The organism is Polaribacter uvawellassae (genome assembly GCF_039748955.1).
GTDB lineage: Bacteria > Bacteroidota > Bacteroidia > Flavobacteriales > Flavobacteriaceae > Polaribacter > Polaribacter uvawellassae.
Genome location: NZ_JBDIZN010000001.1, coordinates 466,491 through 485,651, shown reverse-complemented (window position 1 = coordinate 485,651; position 19,161 = coordinate 466,491). Strand labels below are relative to the sequence as shown.

11 protein-coding genes are annotated in these 19,161 nt (G+C 28.8%); 3 read left to right on the top strand and 8 right to left on the bottom strand.

The genetic code is table 11. From position 1 onward, the window contains the following. Positions 1-11 precede the first annotated feature (11 nt). The 6 genes from ABDX67_RS02250 to ABDX67_RS02225 form a co-directional block, all read right to left on the bottom strand. The gene (locus ABDX67_RS02250) at positions 12-1,352 is read right to left on the bottom strand and encodes a deoxyguanosinetriphosphate triphosphohydrolase (protein WP_347173238.1); all 1,341 of its coding nucleotides are present in this window, start codon (positions 1,350-1,352) and stop codon (positions 12-14) included. A gap of 12 nt (positions 1,353-1,364) precedes the next feature. Continuing rightward, positions 1,365-3,170: a Na/Pi cotransporter family protein gene (locus tag ABDX67_RS02245; RefSeq protein ID WP_347173237.1), complete on the bottom strand. Its 1,806-nt coding sequence runs from the start codon at positions 3,168-3,170 to the stop codon at positions 1,365-1,367. 137 nt (positions 3,171-3,307) lie between these two features. Beyond that, positions 3,308-5,692 carry a ribonucleoside-diphosphate reductase subunit alpha gene (locus tag ABDX67_RS02240; protein WP_347173235.1) on the bottom strand — a complete coding sequence of 795 codons (2,385 nt, stop codon included), beginning with the start codon at positions 5,690-5,692 and terminating at the stop codon, positions 3,308-3,310. 94 nt (positions 5,693-5,786) lie between these two features. Next, positions 5,787-6,758 (bottom strand): ribonucleotide-diphosphate reductase subunit beta, encoded by a 972-nt coding sequence (locus tag ABDX67_RS02235; RefSeq protein WP_347173233.1) that lies wholly within the window; start codon positions 6,756-6,758, stop codon positions 5,787-5,789. Positions 6,759-7,120: 362 nt separating this feature from the next. After that, the gene (locus ABDX67_RS02230) at positions 7,121-7,648 is read right to left on the bottom strand and encodes a hypothetical protein (RefSeq protein ID WP_347173231.1); all 528 of its coding nucleotides are present in this window, start codon (positions 7,646-7,648) and stop codon (positions 7,121-7,123) included. A gap of 86 nt (positions 7,649-7,734) precedes the next feature. Then, a complete protein-coding gene (locus ABDX67_RS02225; RefSeq protein ID WP_347173229.1) occupies positions 7,735-10,806 on the bottom strand; it encodes an ELWxxDGT repeat protein in 3,072 nt (1,023 codons plus the stop codon). 216 nt (positions 10,807-11,022) lie between these two features. Between ABDX67_RS02225 and ABDX67_RS02220 the strand changes: the two genes are divergently transcribed. The 3 genes from ABDX67_RS02220 to ABDX67_RS02210 are packed head-to-tail and all read left to right on the top strand — an operon-like array spanning position 11,023 to position 15,157. Beyond that, positions 11,023-11,757 carry a LytR/AlgR family response regulator transcription factor gene (locus ABDX67_RS02220; protein ID WP_347173227.1) on the top strand — a complete coding sequence of 245 codons (735 nt, stop codon included), beginning with the start codon at positions 11,023-11,025 and terminating at the stop codon, positions 11,755-11,757. 21 nt (positions 11,758-11,778) lie between these two features. Then, the gene (locus tag ABDX67_RS02215; RefSeq protein ID WP_347173225.1) at positions 11,779-13,701 is read left to right on the top strand and encodes a tetratricopeptide repeat protein; all 1,923 of its coding nucleotides are present in this window, start codon (positions 11,779-11,781) and stop codon (positions 13,699-13,701) included. 4 nt (positions 13,702-13,705) lie between these two features. Then, positions 13,706-15,157, top strand: a complete 1,452-nt coding sequence (locus tag ABDX67_RS02210) for a sensor histidine kinase (RefSeq protein ID WP_347173223.1) — start codon at positions 13,706-13,708, stop codon at positions 15,155-15,157. Positions 15,158-15,188: 31 nt separating this feature from the next. On the opposite strand, the gene ABDX67_RS02205 is transcribed toward ABDX67_RS02210, so the two are convergent. Beyond that, positions 15,189-17,756, bottom strand: a complete 2,568-nt coding sequence (locus tag ABDX67_RS02205; RefSeq protein WP_347173221.1) for a BspA family leucine-rich repeat surface protein — start codon at positions 17,754-17,756, stop codon at positions 15,189-15,191. Positions 17,757-17,767: 11 nt separating this feature from the next. Beyond that, complete coding sequence (locus ABDX67_RS02200) at positions 17,768-19,129, bottom strand: hypothetical protein (protein WP_347173220.1); 1,362 nt, start codon at positions 19,127-19,129, stop codon at positions 17,768-17,770. Between the last annotated feature and the right edge of the window lie 32 nt (positions 19,130-19,161).

The window sequence follows — 19,161 nt, the reverse complement described above, 5'->3', positions numbered from 1 at the left end:
ATGAAATCATTTTATATTAAATTTCCATTTAATTTTTTATGTAATCTAATTGCATAACTATCAGACATTTTAGAAACATAACTACAAATTTTCATAATTCTGTTGTATAAGTTATCTGTTGTGTTTTTATATTCGTTGGGTAATAAATTTAAGACTAGTTTATCATAATTAGATGCTGTTCCTAAATACGTATTGTTTAGCGCATTTACAAAAACATCTAAAACATCGGCAATAATTTTATATCCAGCAACTTCTTTTTCTACTACATCGTTACTCTTATAAATTTTGTCTACACTTATTTTTAGGATGTCATTAATTTGGGCTTCGTACTTACATCTATCTAACAAACCTTTGTCAAATTCTCCTTTTAAAATAGCTTCTTCATTTGCTAAAAAGATATCAACTGTTTCATTTACCAACACACCAATTGCCAATGCGCGTAAATAACTAACTCTGTCTTTTTTATGTTGTAAAGAATGATATTTCTTCGTGTCAATGGTATCTTTTACCAACTTAATCATAAACTCTAACGCAAAATCTTCATCGATTAAACCTAAATTTATTCCATCTTCAAAATCAATAATTGTATAACAAATATCATCAGCTGCTTCTACTAAATACGCTAACGGATGTCTGTAAAAAGAAACATCGTTTGTGGTAGATTTACGCAATAAACCTAAATCATTTGCTACATCTAAAAAGGCATCTTTTTCTGATTGAAAAAACCCGTATTTTTTATCTACAATATGTTTTGTTGGTTTTTTTGGCAACGATTCTTTTGGATATTTTAAAAATGTACCCAAGGTTGCGTACGATAATCGCAAACCGCCAGAAATGCTTTTTCTTGTTTCTGTTAATATTTTAAATCCGTTTGCATTTCCTTCAAAATCTATTAAATCTTGATACTCTTTTTCGGTAAGTTCTGCTTTATATTTTGCGCCGTTTCCTGTTTTAAAGTATTCTCCGATTGCTTTTTCACCTGAATGTCCAAAAGGCGGATTTCCAATATCATGAGTAACAGAAGCAGCTGCTACGATGGCACCAAAATCGTTAAAAGTATAGCCTAATTTTGCTAAGTTTGGATGACGTTCTAACAACACTTTTCCAACGCGTCTTCCAATACTTCTACCAACCACAGAAACTTCTAAACTGTGTGTTAAACGCGTATGTACAAAATCGGTTTCTGACAACGGAATTACTTGTGTTTTGTCTTGTAAACTTCTAAACGCTGATGAAAATATAATTCTATCAAAATCTACATCAAAACCTAAGCGAGTTTCGTCTTGTTGTGCTCTGTGGCGTTTTTCTGTGTCGCCAAATCGTTTTAGTGAAAGGAGTTGTTCCCAGTTCATAAATTTTTTGTGTTATTTAGTACCATTTTCAAAGATTACATCTTTTTCTGAATATAACAATTCTGCAACCTGAATTAAATTTTTTATTAAATTAGTATCGCTATCATTTACAATAGAAGACGCCATGTTAATGGTTATTAAATTTTGTCTGATTAAAGTATTAATTGATTGATTTCTTGCTTTTTTGGCTTGTTTTGCTTCTGCTTTTAACTTTTTTAATGTATTAAAATACAATTCTTTTGTATCATCTTTTTTAAACAAATAAATAACTCGTAATACCTTTGCTACCTCTTCTCTAATATTATTATATTCATTTTTGATATGTGTATTATCAGAATCTAAAAAAACAGCAATATTTTTAGACAAATCTCTGGTTTCTCTTATAATCTGAACCATTTTTCTGTTTGCTAATTTAAGATCTGTTAACTGTTTGTTTTGGTGTTCTGTTAACTGTAAATTACTTTGTCCTTTTGCAATATAACTAAGAATTTGACCATAAATACTTTTTACTTTACTATAATACAATTCATCAATATCTGTTTTTATAACAGCATTCGATTTCTTAATTACCTCACTAATTTCAATATCAGAATTAATATCTTTTCTATGAATACTAAATCCGTGAGCAACAATTTCGAGAATAGAATCTTTAAATAAGTATTTAGATTCGTTAGATAAAGATGATATTAAAGCGCCTGGAAATTCTAAAATTGCTTCATTTAAGTATTTAGGTTCATCAATATCTTTATTTGTTTTTTCTTTAAATATTTTCATTAAAAAAGCTTCTAGTTTTTTAATAAAAGGAATCATTATTAATACACCAATTATATTAAAAGTTGTATGAAATAATGCTAATTTTAAAGCATAGTCTGTTGAGTTAATGTTCACTAATTCAGATAAATAATTTACAAAGTTTGCCAACGGATGTATAAATAGCAACGCAACTAAACCAGTAGTTAAATTAAATATTAAGTGAGCACCAGCTAATCTTTTACCTGCAACATTTGATGTTAACGAACCTAAAATAGCTGTAATTGTTGTTCCAACATTAGATCCAATTGCCAAAGCCAATGCGTTTTCGTATTCAATTTGCCCAGCTGCTAAAGCGGTTATTATTAAAACTAAAGAAGCCGTGCTAGATTGTAACACAATTGTTATAAATACCCCAATTGCAGTATAAATTAGAATTCCTAAATATCCTTCAACAGCGTATGTTGTTAAATCGATGTCTTTACTAAAAACATCAAATCCTTCTTTCATAAAGTAAATACCTAGAAAGAAAAATCCTAAGCCGGCAAGCACATTACCAATCCCTTTTAAGGTATTGGTTTTTTGAAATGAAAAAATGAGACCAAAAATAATCATCGGCATTGCCAAAGCAGATATTTTTATTTTTAACCCAAAACCAGCAACTAACCAAGCTGTTGCTGTACTTCCAATATTTGCTCCAAAAATTAATCCAAGTCCGCCCGATAAACTAATTAAACCAGCGCTTATAAAAGAAATTGTAATCACAGAGAGTAAAGAACTCGACTGAATAAATGCAGTTACCAAAGCTCCGGCTGTTATACTTTTATAGAGTTTATCTGTTGCTTTTTTAAGGAAGTTTTGTAAAGGTCCTTTGGTAAAAACTTTAAAACCTTCTTCGAGCATAATCATCCCAAAAAGAAGAATTGCAACACCTGCAAAAATTGTTTCAAAATTAGGATTGAAAAACAAAACAACTGCAAGAGTTATTAAAAAGAAAGCAAATAAATAATTTTTAATCATGTCTATAAAACCTAATTCTCTATTTTTTGTTGGATTTAAAAATAACAATAGACTCCTGTCTTCCATGGAATGACAGAAAGAACGAATTTACAAAAAAAGAGAAGCATTTCTGCTTCTCTTTTTCCCCTTTAATTTAATTTATATGAAAAACTATTTTCATAGCAATTCACAGATTTTGGATTTGATTATGATCCACACATTAAGCAATCGTCTGGTCCGGCATCTTTAGATGCTTCTACCATTGCTTTAAATTCTTCTGGAGACATTGGTTTCTCCGTTTCTTTTTTCTCTTTTGATAAGGTAAACTGAATTGCATTTACAGCCGATTTTGTTCTTAAGTAATACATTCCGGTTTTTAATCCAGATTTCCATCCGTAGAAATGCATCGAAGTTAATTTTCCAAAATCTGGATCTTGCATAAACAAGTTTAACGATTGCGATTGATCGATAAAATATCCTCTATGGCGCGCCATATCAATAATATCTTTCATACTCATTTCCCAAACTGTTTTGTACAATTCTCTTAATTCTGCAGGAATTTTTTCGATATGCTGAATAGATCCGTTTGCACGCATAATATCTTCTTTCATATCGTTGTCCCACAATCCTAATTCTACTAAATCTTCTAATAAATGTTTGTTTACAACAATAAATTCGCCCGATAAAACTCTACGTGTGTAAATGTTAGAAGTATATGGCTCAAACGCTTCGTTGTTTCCTAAAATTTGAGAAGTTGATGCTGTTGGCATCGGAGCAACTAATAACGAGTTTCTAACTCCGTGTTTCATTACTTGCTTACGTAATTTTCCCCAATCCCAGTTTCCGCTTAATTCGTCATCTTTAATTCCCCACATGTTAAACTGGAATTCTCCTTCAGACATTGGCGAACCTTTAAACGTTGAATATGGTTCTTTTGCTTTTGCAATTTCCATTGATGATGTTACCGCTGCAAAATACATGGTTTCAAAAATATCTTGATTCAGTTTTTTTGCTTCTTCGGATGTAAAAGGCAAACGTAAATTGATAAATGTATCTGCTAAACCTTGAATTCCTAATCCAACTGGTCTGTGACGGAAATTAGAATTTTCTGCCTCTTTCACTGGATAGTAATTCATATCGATAACCGTATCTAAATTACGAGTTACTTTTTTAGTTACATCAAATAATTTTTTATGATTGAAGAATTTTTCTCCATTTTCTCTTTCTGTAACAAACATTGGCAATGCAATTGATGCTAAGTTACAAACAGCAACTTCATCATTTGCAGTGTATTCCATAATTTCTGTACATAAGTTTGAAGAACGAATAGTTCCTAAATTCTTATGATTTGTTTTACGGTTTACAGCATCTTTATACAACATGTAAGGCGTACCAGTTTCAATTTGAGATTCTAATATTTTCTCCCAAAGTTCTCTTGCTTTTATTGTTTTTCTTCCTTTTGCTGCAGCTTCGTATCCTTCATATAAACGCTCAAATTCATCGCCATAAGAATCAAATAAATGTGGACATTCGTTTGGACACATTAACGTCCAGTTTCCATCTTCTTGCACACGTTTCATAAATAAATCTGGAATCCACATTGCGTAAAATAAATCTCTTGCACGCATTTCTTCTTTTCCGTGATTCTTTTTTAAATCTAAAAAGTCGAAAATATCTGCATGCCAAGGTTCTAAATACATTGCAAACGATCCCTTACGTTTTCCGCCACCTTGATCTACATAACGCGCTGTATCATTAAATACTTTTAACATTGGTACAATTCCGTTAGATGTACCATTTGTTCCTCTAATATAAGAACCTGTTGCTCTTACATTATGAATTGATAAACCAATTCCACCGGCAGATTGAGAAATTTTTGCTGTTTGTTTTAACGTGTCATAAATTCCGCCAATACTATCATCTTGCATTTGCAATAAAAAACAAGAAGACATTTGTGGTTTTGGTGTACCAGCATTAAATAATGTTGGTGTTGCATGTGTAAAATATTTTTTACTCATTAACTCGTACGTAGCAATTGCTTCGTCAATATCATTTTTATGAATACCAATAGAAACACGCATTAACATGTGCTGTGGACGTTCTGCAATTTGCCCGTTTAATTTTAATAAATACGAACGCTCTAATGTTTTAAAACCAAAATAATCGTAATTAAAATCTCTATTGTAAATAATAGTAGAATCTAATTTTTCTGAATTGTCTTTGATGATTTGATATACATCATCTGCTAACAAAGGCGCTTTTTTACCTGTACGCGGATTTATATAGTAATACAAATCGTCCATAGTTTCTGAGAACGATTTTTTGGTGTTTTTATGTAAGTTAGAAACAGCGATTCTTGCTGCTAATTTTGCATAATCTGGATGTGCTGTTGTCATTGTTGCAGCTGTTTCTGCTGCTAAATTATCTAACTCAGAAGTTGTTACTCCGTCGTATAAACCTTCAATAACACGCATCGCAACTTTTACAGGATCAACAATTTTGTTTAATCCATAGCACATTTTTTTTACTCTAGCAGTAATTTTATCAAACATTACTGGCTCTTTTTTGCCATCTCTTTTTAGTACGAACATAATTATTTAAGGTTTTTTTTGGTTGTTTGTTTTGTCAAAACATCCACTTTTTGACAATTATTTTTTATTGTATATTTTTTTAATGCGTAAATTATTAGAAATCTGAATCGAAACTAATGCTTCCTGTTCCTCCAGATTTTACTCCTGCCTTTTGATATTCTGATACTCTTTTTTCAAAGAAATTTGTTTTTCCTTCTAAAGAAATCATTTCCATAAAGTCAAACGGATTTGTTGCTTCGTACTCTTTATCACATCCAAATTCTAACAACAATCTATCTGTAACAAACTCTAAATATTGCGTCATTAATTTAGCGTTCATTCCAATTAAACTAACGGGTAAAGATTCGGTAATAAACTCTCGTTCAATATTTAACGCATCAACAATAATTTCTCTAATACGATTTTTAGGAACTTTATTTATAATGTGATTGTTGTGTAAGTGCACAGCAAAATCGCAATGCATTCCTTCGTCTCTAGAAATTAACTCATTAGAAAATGTTAACCCAGGTAGTAATCCTCTTTTCTTTAACCAGAAAATTGAACAAAAAGCACCAGAAAAGAAAATTCCTTCAACTGCTGCGAAAGCTATTAAACGCTCTGCAAAAGAATCTGATTCTATCCATTTTAACGCCCAATCTGCTTTCTTTTTAATTGCAGGAAAATTTTCTATTGCATTAAACAACTTGTCTTTTTCCGTTTCGTCTTTAACGTACGTATCAATTAATAAAGAATAGGTTTCTGAATGTATGTTTTCCATCATTATTTGAAAACCATAGAAAAATTTTGCTTCAGAAAATTGTACTTCATTTACAAAATTTTCTGCTAAGTTTTCATTTACAATGCCATCAGAAGCCGCAAAAAAAGCTAAAATATGTTTGATGAAATAGCGTTCGTCATCTGTTAATTTATCGTTCCAGTCTACAATATCTGCATGTAAATCAATTTCTTCTGCTGTCCAAAAACACGCTTGTTGTTTTTTGTACCAATCCCACAAATCAGTATGTTGAATTGGAAAAATTACGAATCTGTTGTCATTGGGTTGCAAAATTGGTTCTATAGAAGACATTCTTGTATAAGAGTTTTAATTGTTTAGAAAATCGGGTTTTTTGTCGAAAAAGACGTTAACAAAGATTGGAAAATTTGACTGAAATAAGAAGTTATACTTATTCACAAAAAGTTGAAGTTTTTAACAAAACGGTTACATTTATTGCTTTTTTAATTTAAAAAAATATTTCACAACGTATTGATTAACAGTAAATTATATTTCATATTTTTTTTGACACCCTAATTTTATTGACTTCTTTAAAAATCCTAATTTATGAAGTTTTAGAATTTAACAATTCTTATTTGAAGTTTTTGGGTTTGATTTTTCTACAAAAAAAATGACTCCTAAAATAGGAGTCATTTTGATAAAAAAAGAAGTGTTTTTTATTCTTTTATTGTTGCTGTTAAGCTAATATTTACTTCAACTTTAAAATCCATTGGTCCTGCATCAGAAAGTGCATTTCCAGATAAGGTAATTACTGTTGAGGTATTATTTACAAATGCATTTTCTAATTTACTTATTACTGTAGCATCAGAAATCGTAAAAATTGTTTCTTTATTTACAGCTTTTGAAACATTTAAATTATTAATAGTACCAACTTCAGTAGAATCAAATTTTAAAGTTCCAGAAGGAATTGTTCCGTCTGTGTTTCCAACAAAATCTATAAATTTATAAGTAAATGAATTTATTTTTACTGCAGTTATTTTATCTACATATTCAGCAAAATCACCTGACCTTAGATCAATTGTTTCTGATAAATTAAATGTTCCTGTATTTCCTGCTGTTTTTGGAATACTTACATCTATCCTTTCAGTTAAATCATTATCAATTTTTAACTCTAAAAGCTCAAATAAACTGCCACAAGAAACTGTTAATGTAGCTAGTAACACTAATGATATTATTTTTTTCATGACTTTTAATTTTTGTAAAAATACAAGAAAAAAACTACATGAAAATTGTAATTCTCACATAGTTTTTAAAAAATCCCCCTAATGTATTATTCTATAATAAGTTTGTTTGTAAATGTATTTTTACCCGATATTACTTTAACAATATAAATACCACTAGAAATGTTAGAGATATTTATATTTATTAATGAAGTATTATTATTGTTTTTCTGAAAAACTTGCTTGCCTAGTAAATTATAAAGAATAACTCTATCTATAGATACATTATTTTTTAAAGAAACTGTAATATTATTGGTTGCAGGATTTGGGTATAAATCAATCTTTAAATTAACTGCTTCTAAAGAGTGGTTTTCCACGTCTAAAACAGCGTTATTTAGTTTAAACAACTCTCTTCCGTTAACAGATGATGTTGCTGCAAAGTATAAATCGTTTCCAAAAATTGTTAATTCACTTGGATTACTACTATACTTATTCCCAAAATTATCTGATCCTGGATATAAATCTTGAACCATTGAAGTACCTGCCTGTGTACCATCAGATTTCCATAATTCTATTCCATTTTCACTATCGTCCATTACAAAATATAAAATATCTCCGGCGGCAACGAATTCTTTTATATAAGAAAAGTTTTCAATAACTTTTGATGTGCCTGCCAAGGTTCCGTTTGTTTTCCAAAGAGCGTTAACTCCATTGTCAGATACTAAAAAGTAATAATTTCCTTTAACAAGCGAAGTAAAATTGCTGTAGGGATAATAGCCACTATTTCCTCCAGAAACAAAAGACTTAAACAAGCTGGCTGTTGTGCCGTCGTACTTCCACATTTCTTGACCTTCATCAAAGTTTGTTCCTGCATAAAAAAGATTATCGCCTATTACAATTAAGTTTCTTGGAGAACTTGCAGAAATATCAGTCGCTTTTGTTCCAGCAACAGTTCCATCAGTTTCCCATAAATATATGGCTCCTAAAGACATATCGTATGCAGTAAAGAATACTTTGTTTTTATATTCAGTAAAGTTTGGTGTAAATGAATAATTTATAAAATCAAACTCTTTTAATTTTATTGTGCCTGCTGTTGTTCCATCTGTTTTCCAAAGTGTTGATTTATACGTTCTATTTACAAAACCTTGCGTTAAAACAGTTGTAAAGTAAATCTCATTATTAAACTCAAAAAAGTTATACGGATTACTTCCGTCGGCCCCAGCAATAATGTCTTTCACCAAAACAGTTCCTGCTTCGGTGCCATCTGTCTTCCATAATTCTTTTCCGTTAACTCCATCATCAGCTGAAAATATTAACTCGTTTGTTGCTTTAAAGTGATAAAATTGATTAATCCCCGAATAACCTGTTGGGTTAATTTTTTTAACAAATGTTTTTTTATTTTGTGAATCTGTATAAAAAATACCATAATCATTACTAAAATCTGATGAAGACAAAAAGACTTTATCTTTAAATTCTACAATAGCTGTTGGGTTATTAACTGTTCCTTTTGTATTATCTACAACCCAATTTGTTCCTGCTAATGTGCCGTCTGTTGTTAACAATCTAGAATTAGCAAAGTTAGTACTATCTGCTTTTATGTATAATTTATTTAGAGCAACTGTAAGGTTTTGTGGGTTACTTCCTTCAGGAGCATCATTTAGGTTTTTTAACATAACCGTACCCATTTCTGTACCATCTGTAGTCCATAATTCAAAACCATTATTACCATTACTTCCATTAAAAAGTAAATGATTATTAATTGCAGCTGCATCACCTAAAGACGCTCCCCAACCTTTACCTGGATTAATATCTTTTAATATAACTGTACCTGCTTCTGTACCATCTGTAACCCATAATTCTTTGTTTTTTGAGGTGTCAAAAGCTTCAAAAACAACTTTGTTATTGACTAAATATATTCCTCCAAAAATTCCATTACCATTTTCTACAGAGTTATTTGTATTTATATTTTTTACCATTTTTGTTCCAACTGTAGTACCGTCTGTTGTCCATAATTCATTTCCATTTACGCCATCATTTGCATCAAAATATACATTTCCATTATGTAGTAATGGCTTAATGTTAGAAAATTGTGTTATTCCTGAATCTACTCCTGGATTGATATCTTTTAAAAGTACTGTTCCGGCAGTTGTTCCGTCTGTCTTCCATATTTCTCTACCAGAGGTTGTAGTTTCTGCAATAATGAAGGTAGTAGTAGCATTAAAAATTAAACTTCCAGAAAAATTGGTAGAGTTAGCACCAGGGGTTATGTCTTTTAACATAGATGTTCCTGCTAATGTGCCGTCTGTTTTCCATAATTCATTTCCGTTTACACCATCGTTTGCGGTAAAAATAAAATAATTACCATTAACTGTAAGGTTATTAATACTACTACTGTTAACTCCTGCAGCAATGTCTTTTAACATTGTTGTTCCTGCAAGTGTACCATCTGTTTTCCATAACTCATTCCCACTATCTCCGTTATTTGCAATAAAATAAAGCAAGCCATTAAACTCTTTAAAACTATTAGGAAAACTTCCTGAACTAGCATTAATGTCTTTTAATATAGAAGTTCCTACGTTAGTCCCATCAGACTTCCAAAGTTCTACTCCATTTACATTGTCTTCTGCTTGAAAATATAAAGCATCATTAAAAACTGTTAAATATCTTGGGAACTTAGCAGAGATGCTTACCACGCTTGTCCCTGCTTCTGTTCCATTGGTTTTCCATAACTGACTACCATTGACACCGTCATCTGCAACAAAATAAAGTTCTCCTCCAAAAATTGTAAAACTTTCTGGATTAGAACCAAAATTTGGATTAATGTCTTTTAATAGTTTTGTACCTGCAAGAGTTCCATCAGTTTTAAAAACTTCAGCACCGACAGAGCCATTGTCAACTACAAAATATAACTCGTTATTAAAAATTATAGAATTTTGTTGTAAGTTAAAAGCATCTACGATGTTTTCACCAATATTAATAGTTCCCGCTGAGGTTCCGTCAGTAGACCAAACTTGTGATCCATTAACTCCTTGATAAGCAAAAAGTACAAACCCATTTCCTTCAATAAAGCTATTAACCCAAGCATCTCCATCTGAAGTTACAATGTCTTTTACTAACGTAATCTGAGAAAATGAGTTAATTGTTGTTAAAAGAAATAATAGTAAAAAGGTAGTTTTTTTCATAGTTAAATTATTTTATATTGTAAATTCAAAGTTGCTGTTTTAAAGAGGTTAAAAAAGTATGTTTTGTATAAATGGTTGTAAAAATTGTGTAATTGGTATTGTAAAAATGCTTTTTTATAAAGTTATGAACCAAGTACACACGATATAATACTAAACATACAAGCAGCTATGTGTTTTTTGAAAGAAAGTTTTAATTTTGAAACAAACGCTAAAAAGATGATAAGAGCAGTAATTATAGATGATGAACCCAAAGCCATTCAAGGGTTGAGTTGGGAATTACTAAATTTTAAAAAAGAATTAGAGATAATAGCCACATTTACTGAGCCAGAAAAAGCTTTACTTTACCTAAAAGAAACTCAAATAGATTGTCTTTTTTTAGATATTGAAATGCCAACTATGGATGGTTTTCAGTTTCTTAAAAAGTTAAATAAAAAAGATTTTGCTATCGTAATTACAACGGCATATAATGAATACGCAATTACAGCACTTAAAAATGAAGCAATAGATTACTTATTAAAACCAATAGATACAGATGATTTAACCGAAACAATTAGCAAAATAAAAAAGCATATAAGCAAAGGTTTTAGTGCTGATAAATTTGAAGATATTCTATTAAAGTTTAATAATAAATTAAATCATAAAAAAATAACTATAAACACAGACGGTAAACTTGTTTTTTTAGAACCTAAAGATATTTTTTATGTTGAGTCTGACGGTAATTATTCTACTTTATACTTATCAAATAAAAAGAAAATTGTAGTTACAAAAAAACTTAAAGAAATTGATGAACTATTACCTTCAGACCACTTTTTTAGAATCCATAATTCATACATTATTAATTTACATAAAATTAAAGAATTTTTAAAAGTAGATGGATATGTTGTGTTAGAAAACAATGCTAAAATTCCGGTTTCTAGACAACGAAAATCTAAATTTTTAGAAAAGCTATAAATCAACTTACTTAGATATATTATGAAATTTTTTTTAGTTTTTTTATTTTATTTTTCAGCAATATCTCCAGCTATTACTCAGAATTCACAACATAATTTTAACACCCAAACGGATAGTATTCTTATAGTAAAACCTAAAACTTATAAAGAGATAAACTCTTTTTTAAGAGCTTTTAGAAGAGATACTATTAAGTTAAAAAAACTTATTCATCTTTTTAAAAAAAACAACTATTTAGATGGACAAACTTATGCAGAAAATCTTTTAGGTATTCAGTATCGAAATTTCACTTTACATAATAAAGCAATAGAAATACATAAACAAGCATTAGCAACAGCAACAAAAGCAAAAAGCATTGAGTTTAGGGTTTTTAGTTTAAATATGTTAGGTGTAGATTACAGAAAAATGGATGCTAATCGAACTGCATTAGATTATAATTATGAAGCTTTGCAATTAGCTGAAACTGTAGAAAATCCAAGTTTGGGTTTGCGAAGAAGTATTGCTGTTTCTTTAAATAGTATGGGTAATATCTATTTACTTTTAAAGCAATATGATTTAGCTATTGAACGATTTAAAAAATCGCAAAAAATAGAAAGTAGCATAAATAATCAATTAGGGCTGGCTATAAATTATCAAAACATTGGCTATGCAAAAGAAGCTCAAGGTAAAACAGATGAAGCATTAGAATTTTTTGAAAAATCACTAGTAATTAATACTAAAATTAATAATGAGTTTGGACAAATAATATGCAAAAGTAGTATTGCAAATATTTATATAAAACAAGGCAAACCTAATAAAGCTTTATCGTTAATTAAAGGAAATTTAATTACTGCAGAGAAAATTGGAAACCAAGAATATCTAGCTTATGAATACCTAAATTTAGGTTGGGCGCAATTAAAACTTAAATTGTTTTCTGTAGCAGAAAATAATTTAATACATGGCTTAGAAATTGCTAAAAAATATAATATTGCACCAGCTTTATCTAGCGCTTACAGTCATTTATCGGAATTAAATGAAAGTAAAGGCAATTATAAAACTGCTCTAAAATATATTAAAATTTCAGAAGAATTTGATCGTAAAATATCGAATGAAAGAAACATACAATATGTAAATGATTTAATAATAAAATATGATAGTGAACGTAAAAACAATGAAATAAAAAGTTTAGCAAAGCAAAATGAAATTACAAAGTTACAGCTAATTAAAAACCGTAATATATGGGTTATAATTTTTGTATCATTAACGCTGTTACTTGTTATTTTATATTTTTCTTATAGACAACGATTACTAACAAAAGAGAAAAGAATTTTAACTCTAGAACAAGATGTTTTAAGAAGCCAAATGAATCCTCATTTTATATTTAATGCTTTAAACTCAATTAAACATTACATTATAAATAACGAACAAAAAAATGCAGTTCATTACCTAAATAAGTTTTCTAAACTTGTAAGAAAAATTTTAGAAGCTTCTTCCGTAAAAGAAGTTTCTCTTAAAGAAGAATTAGCAACAATGGAGTTATATATGAATATTGAAAACATTCGCTTTTCAAATGAAATTTCATATAAAACGAACCTTGATAAAACAATAGATTTATCTCTAATTAAAGTTCCTCCATTAGTTTTACAGCCCTTTTTAGAAAATGCTTTATGGCACGGATTATCTTCAAAAAAAGGAGAAAAAAGAATAACTTTATCTGTATTAAAAACATCTAAAAACTACGTAAAAATAATTATTGAAGACAACGGAATTGGTAGAATAGCTTCTGCTAAAATAAAATCTAATAAAGTTATTAATAGAAAATCAATAGGAATTGAATTAACAAAAGAACGTCTCAATAATTTTATAAAAGATTTTAAATTCCCTTTTAGTTTAATTTTTAATGATTTAATTGACAAAAATAAAAACTCTTTAGGAACAAAAGTTACTCTAAAAATACCTATAACTTAATTATATGGAATTACTTTTTTTCGATTTTTCTAGTTGGTTACAAGGAATGCTTTTCATCTTAATTGCATATCATGCTATTTCGTACTTTTTTACAAAAGATAAAAGTTTTGCAATTTATGCATGCTATTTATTTTTGGTTTTAGTGTATTTAATTCCGAAAACAGGTAATAAAGTTTCTAATTATTTATTAGATAATTTTGAAGGTTTTTTTAATGCTTTTAATTGGATCATTCAAATTTGGTTTTGGATGTTATATGCTTGGTTTACAATTTATTTTTTAGATCTAAAAGAAAAAAACATCCGATTGGCAAAAAACATGGGTATGTTTATAGTAGTTACTACTATTCTTTCTACAACTTTCTTTATCATAGATCTTTTCCTTTTAGACATGAAGTATATGAATCTGTTTTTTACTTTTGTTTATACACCTATTTCATTAGTAATTGTTTGGCTTATTATAAAAGCAATTTATAGTTCTGAAAGTAAATTGAATGCCTTTTTTGCTTTTGGGTTAACCTCTTTTTTAGGTTTTTCGGTAGTGGCTCTGTACCTTTCAATTACTATGGATTCATACACTTCATCGTATATTAGACCTATAGATTTTTTTATGATTGGTGTGTTTCTAGAAGCAATAATTTTATCTATAGGTTTAGGCTATAAATATCATATTTATAGACAAGAAAGAGATAGTTACAACACGCTATTAATTTCAGAATTTAAAAAAAATGAAACACTTAAAGATCAATTAAATGAAAAGTTAGCAAAAAAGATAGAAACACATAAACTTTCTGAAATGGAAGCATTGTATGAAAAACAAATTAATGAACTAAAATTAACTAGTTTATTAAGCCAGATGAATCCTCATTTTATATTTAATGCACTTAACTCTATTAAGCTTTATATTATAAATAATGAATCTAAAAATGCCGCACATTATTTAAATAAATTTTCAAAATTAATTAGAAAAATTTTAGAAGCATCAACAGCTAAAGAAGTTACTTTACAAGAAGAACTAGAGACTATGGATTTGTATATGACCATAGAAAATATTCGATTTTCTAATGAAATAGATTTTCAAATATCTATTAATGAAAACATCAACTTAAAAAATATTAAAGTTCCTCCGTTAATTTTACAACCTTTTTTAGAAAATGCAATTTGGCATGGATTATCATCAAAAAAAGATGATAAAAAAATTATGCTTTCTATTCATAAAATAGATGTTGGACATATACAAATAACAATAAAAGATAATGGAATTGGCAGAACTGCATCTGCAAAAATAAAGTCCGACAAATCTATTAATAGAAAATCTATCGGAATTCAATTAACAGAAGATAGGTTGTCTAATTTTGTGAAAAATTTAAAACACAAATACTCAATAATTTATGAAGATTTAGTACAAAACAATAAAGCAATTGGCACTAATGTAGTTTTAAAAATACCTTTGAGCTAGCAATTACTTTATTGTTTATAATTCTATTTTCTTACTTAATAATTATTTTCTTTATCAATGTTTTTTTATTGGTGTTTGCTCTAATAAAATAAACTCCTGATGCTAAATCAGCAACATTAACATTAATTTTTGAGTTACTGTTACTTTTTTGAGTTATAACTTTCTTACCTAATATATTATAAATCTCTATGTTTTTAATTGTTGTATTATTAGACATAGCAATTATAATATTTGAAGTTGCAGGATTTGGATATACTTCTAAATTTTCATTTTCTTTATTAAAATCTTCTACAGATAACACACTCGTTTCACTAGCTGTAATTGTAAATGAGCCAATATCTGCCTGATTTTTTGAACTTTTAGAAGCACTTTCTAACCAAACTTTTAGATAAAATTTTGCACCAACTGTTAAGTCTTTTAAAGAAATACTTGTGCCGCAAGCAATTGGAACATTACTTTGACAGGTAGAGTAAACAGCAAATTTTAATTGACCTCCAAAACCACTTCCTTGTATGCTAAACTTACCAGAATCTGGAACAATCACAGAAAACCAAACATCTGCAATTACATTACCAGTTGCGCAACTAGGATTATTATTTATGTTTCCACTATTCACATCTCCTGGAGTTTCTTGATCAAAAGTTAACGGAATTGCATTATCACAATCATCATTAGCTGGTGCACAATCTGTTGAATAATTTGCAGTAGCGTCTTTGTCTGTCCAATTTGTATTGCTAAAAGAAACATCATCAACTTCTATACAAGTTAAGTTAGGGTTATTTGTAACCTTAAAAGTTGTAAGTTTTGAATTGTTTCCGTTTTTAACTGTTAAGTTTTCGAGCTTATTGTCTTCAACATCAATCCAAAAAAGTACCTTATTTTCTCTGATGTCAACTGTTTTTAATAGATTTTGATTTGCTATAAATGTTAAAAGTTTAGTATTGGAAAATAAATTAATTGTAGATAATTGATTTTTATAACAAGAAAATGTTTCTAAATTTAATAATAAATGGACATCTAATTCTGTTAAACTATTTTCTCCAACATCTAAATTTTTAAGGTTTGTATTTTTTGATAAATCTATTGTTGACAACTGATTATTAGCAACAAACAATTTTTCTAACTTTAGGTTATTACTTAAATTTATTGTAGTAATTTGATTGTTTGTCGCATCAAGCTCTATCAATTTTTTAAAATCTTGAATCCCTGTTAAATCAGTAATATTTTTATCTTTTATGATAAGCTGTGTCACATTTTCTATATCAGAAGTCAAAACCTGACCATTTATTGTTTTATCAGAATCTATATTTGCGCCTATTAAATATTGCTCAAAATTTGCGTCGGAAATCAAAGTAATACCATTACAGTTTTTACTATCTCCTTTAATAATCCAATTATTTGGGGAAGAAATTAAAGTATTTCTTGCTACTTCAGCAGAACAATAATTAAGACCCACAGCACCTAATTTAACATTGGTTTTTAGGTTTTGTTTTGCCCAGCCTTTTAACAACTTATCGTAATTATTACTAGACAACCCCGAATTGTTAAGCATGTTGCTCATGTTGGTAACTTTGCTTACATTCCAATTACTAATATCTTGATTAAAAGCACCTGAATTTCTAAACATATTACTCATATTAGTAACATTGCTCACGTTCCAACTACTAATGTCTTGGTTAAAAAAATCTGTCATGTCAAGGTTTAGAGAAAACATATAACTCATATTGGTAACTTTACCTACATCCCAACTTCCTATATCTTGATTAAAAGCACCTCTGTTTAAAAACATAAAACTCATATCAGTTACGTTACTTACATCCCAACCACTAATATCTTGATTAAAAGCTTCTGCATTACTAAACATTTGGCTCATATTGGTTACGTTACTTACATCCCAATCATTTATGTTTTGATTAAAGTTTTTTGTGAAAGCAAACATATTTCTCATAATTGTAACATTACTTACATTCCAACTGCTAATGTCTTGATTAAAAGCAAAAGCACTACTAAACATAACGCCCATATCTTTAACATTACTTACATCCCAACCACTAATGTCTTGATTAAATTTTTCTGCAGAATGAAACATAAAACTCATATTTGTAATATTGCTTACATTCCAGTTACTAATATCATTGTTAAAAGTATATGTTCCTTTAAACATTCTACTCATATTTGTTACATTACTTAAATCTGGAGAGTCTTGCGCATTTATTGTTAGATTAGCACAACCTTCAAACGCTTTTTCCATACTTTTCCAAGGATTATTTCCCCATTGTTCTATTGTCTTTATTACATTTTTATCTCCAGTGTTTTTGAAACATATTGCTGGAAACGTTCCGGTAATAGTTATTGTTTGCTTTCCTGCGGTTGCAAAAACATGGCTTGCTTCATCTGTTTGGTTCACAGATGTACTTCCATCTCCCCAATCTACAGTATAATTATAAACATACCGATCACCAGCAGTATTGTATGGGATTTTATTAATCGGAATTGTAATACTTTGTCCATTTGTTGTAGTTTCCCAAGTTGTAATAAATTGTCCAAAGGCCGTTTGAGTTAGAAAAATTAGAAATAAAGTTTGTAGAGCTGTTTTCATAATCTTTTAATTTAAAATCCCATTTTTCTGTATTCGTTAGTATTAATAGAAATGTTTTTATTAGAAACATTTGTTACTTTTATTACATAATTTTTTCCATTATGATTTGAGTTTAACTCTAATACAAAACCATCAAAATATGGATTGTTCATTTTCATCCCTAACATTGGTAGTTGTTTATTTTGAATTGGAAAGTCTTTAGAAACCCAAAAAACTGAACTTCCTTTAGAGTTTGTGTAATTATAATCTACTCTGTATTCGTAGCAAGTATATCCTAAAATAGTTTTTGTTTTTCCTGTTTTTTTATACTCAAAATCTCCATCTTCTGGTAAATTATCTGTCATGTTATATTGGCTTCCTATTTGCTCTAAAGATGTAGATTTTTTCATTTTCATACCTGCAACATCCATAAAAGCAGTAGAAGATTTTGGTGTCATAACCATTAAAACTTTTCCTTGACCTTGCATTTCTTTAGCAGCTACAGACATTGCCCATATATCTGGGTAATTACCTAAAAGAAATTCCATTGGTTGTTTTTCTCCTCTATTATCTGTAAATTCTAATTCTATACTTTTATTAAATGAAAACGAACTTGGAATGTTTACTGTTGGAGATAACTTTTCTTTAATGTAGTTTTTATCTTCTGCTGTTAATTCTGTATTATTTTGTTTCTTCCCTTGCTTTTTAAAGATTTTGCTTATTTGATATTCTGGAGAAGTGGTGTTAATCGTACCATTAACTGTAGAGGGTGTTCTATGCAACATTTCTTTTTCTACATTATGATCTCTTAAATTTACATTAGCAGAAAAATTAAGAGAAACATTTTTATCTTTATTAAAAGTAACTGTTACTGTTCCTCTTTTTACTTCCAAAATTTGTGGAGCGCGTTTTTCACCTTTTTTATACTCATACTTTCCTTTAACTAAAGCATTATAAGCCAGACTTAAAGTAGCTTCTTCTGGAATTTGAAATGTTTTTTTTTGAAGGTTTTCAATATTAGTAACTGCGTTTAAAGTTAAGTTATAACCATCAAAAACATCTGCGTCAGAAGTTCTCCAATAACCAATAATTTTCACTTTCTGACCTGTTTTATTAACTTTAGTTTTGGTTAAATCATTGACACTAAATACACCGTATAAATTAGAATGATTTATTGATGCAGAACCATATGATTTAAAGTCTTTTTTATCATTTAAGGATTCTTTTTTTTTGCCATCTAAAGCTTCATCTATCTTTTTATCAATTTTTGATTCTACTTTATTTTTAACTTTATTTTTTATTTTTTTCCAAAATTGTGCACTTGTTGGTGTTACAAAACATATCGATAAAATAAAAAAAGCAGTTAGGATTTTTATGTTCGTTTTTAGCATCATCTTTAAAGTGTTTTTCCTTTTAATGACTTTAA